Below are 2,380 nucleotides of genomic sequence, written 5' to 3'. Positions count from 1 at the left end.
TCTGGCGGCTGCGTGAGCAGACGTTCGCTACGGAGGCGTAAGCGCAGTTTATCTGCGCGGTTAAACGCCGAAGTGAGCGTGCCTTAAACTTTGAGAATGTATATTCTCAAAGTTAATCTGCTCTAGAAGAACTGGCCCATGCTGAATTCGATCCTGCCCGGAGGCATTTCCTTGTCGTAATCCTGCACCAGGGGGACGCCGTAGGCTATGCGCAGGTCGCCCATGGGAGAACGCCAGCGCAGTTCCAGGCCGGTGGAGGCCACAATGTATCTGTCCCATTCATCGCCCATTGTCTTGGAATCGATGTTAAAGCCGGTATCCACAAAGGGAACCAGGGCAAGTCCCAGGTCTTTCTGGAAGGTCCAGATATATTCCAGGTTGCCGACAGCCATGCGGTCGCCGCCGATCTGCTCGTTGCCGTGCTTGTAGTCGCGGGGCGAAAGGTCAGAGTAGCTGTAGCCGCGGATGGTGTCCATGCCGCCGACCCAGAAGCGTTCAAACACGGGGACCCTGTCGCTGGTGTTCTGGAACACGCCGCCCACGCGACCGCGCAGGTGGACAGTGTTTTGCGGGTTGAAAGACCAGAAGCCCTGCCAGTCGGCCACGCTCTTGATGAAGTTGTCTGTGCCGCCAAGGCCGCCGCCGCCGTATTCCGCCCACAGGCGGGCGATGGTTCCCTTGGTGGGGCGTTCCTTGCTGTCGGTGGTGTCGCGCAGGATACGGCCCGAGACGGCGCTGGTCCAGTTGATGCCCTTATAGTCCTTGATGTAGGGCGAGCTGTTGTCGGCCACGTCGTACAGGTGGTAGCGCTCAAGGCGGTAGCCCACGCCCACGGACGTGTACTCGCCGATGGGATAGCCGAAGCGCACCGTGTCGCCTATGGTATCCTTGGTGAAGTTGTCCCAGTAGTCGTGGGTGTAATAGATGTCGTTGCCGAACGAGAGGTCGGTATCGTACACGCGCGGGTTGGTGAAGGACAGGGTACCCGACGTGCGCCGCCAGGAGAAGAAGCCCTGAAGCTGCAGCCAGTAGCCGCGGCCGAAGAGGTTGCGCTCCATGATGGAGGCCGTGACGCCCACGTCATAGTAGCTGGAGTAGCCGATACCGCCCATGATGGCGCCGGTATTGGTTTCCTTGACCTTTACCTTGAGGTCTACCTCGTCTTCCTGTCCGGTGGGGATAAGCTCCATATCCACGGCAGAGAAGTACCGCAGACGGTTCAGGCGCTCGTTGGAGCGGCGCAGCTTGGCCCCTTCGTACATGTCGCCGTCGCCCAGGCGCATTTCGCGCAGGATGACGTTGTCGCGCGTTTTGGTATTGCCTTCAACCACCAGGCGGCGGATGAAGACCTTCTGCTTTTTGTTGACCAGATAGCCTACGTCCACCTGGTCGCTGCCGTCTTCAGCCTTGATGAGTTTGGTGTCCACCTCGGCAAAGGCGTAGCCGTAGTCGGCGTAGTGGTCCGTGAGGCGCTTGGAGTCTTCCTGCATGACCGTCAGGGAGAAGTAGTCATTGGACTTCTGCCAGTCGTCCATCTGGATAACTTCAAGCATTTTTTCTTCGCTGTCGATGACGTCTCCGGCAAAGACCACGTTGCGCACGGTATAGCGGGGACCTTCGTTGACCACAAAGGTGACGTAGATGCCGTCGTCCTTGTAGTCTACCTGGGGCGCGCCCACCTGGATGTCGATATAGCCTTCATTGAGGCCATAGGCGGCAATGGCGTTGGTGTCGCGCTCAAGGTATTCCTCTTTGAGCACGCCCGATCCGGTCAGCCACGAGAAGATGCCGCGCGGCTTGAGGGCAAGGTATTTGTCAAGGTCGCCCCGGTTGAGCTTGTTGAGACCCTCGATGTTCACTTCTTTGACGTAGAGTTTGTTGCCCTCGTCCACATTGATGACCAGCACTGCGCCGCGCCCGCTCTGGCGGTCTTCAAGGCGGTAATTGACCTTGGCAAGGTAATAGCCTTCTTTGCGGTACAGTTCGGTAATTTTTTGCAGGTCGTCGGAAAGCACCTGCTCGTTGAGCACGTTGCCGGTTCTTGTACCCATGGCGGCAACGACGTCTTCCTTGTCAACGCCCTTGGACCCTTCGACAATGATGTTGTCGATGCGGGGCTTTTCCACCACGGTGAAGACCAGCACATTGCCTTCAAGGCTGGCCTGTACGTCGCTGAAATATCCCATTTCCCAGATGCGCTTCACTTCTTCGTTGATGGCGTGGGCATCGGGGGTGTCACCTTTACGGAGGGTCAGGCGCATGAGCACGGTATCCGGGTCCATAACGCTCATGCCGCGAACCTGCACATCGGCCAGGCCGCCCTTGGCGGCGGTGGGCGTACCCATCGGCACAAGGCCGGTGCCGCTGTTACTGGCCTGGG

1 protein-coding gene is annotated in these 2,380 nt (G+C 58.7%); it reads right to left on the bottom strand.

Going from position 1 to position 2,380, the window contains the following annotated elements:
- Positions 1-122: 122 nt before the first annotated feature.
- Positions 123-2,380 (bottom strand): outer membrane protein assembly factor BamA (bamA, locus tag V6C16_RS11365; RefSeq protein ID WP_333543254.1); only part of this gene is annotated, 2,258 nt, incomplete at its 5' end.

The sequence above is a fragment of the Desulfovibrio sp. 1188_IL3213 genome (genome assembly GCF_036763145.1).
Classification (GTDB): Bacteria; Desulfobacterota; Desulfovibrionia; order Desulfovibrionales; family Desulfovibrionaceae; genus Desulfovibrio.
Note: the sequence above shows the minus strand (reverse complement) of the source record. Positions and strands in the feature narration are given on the sequence as shown.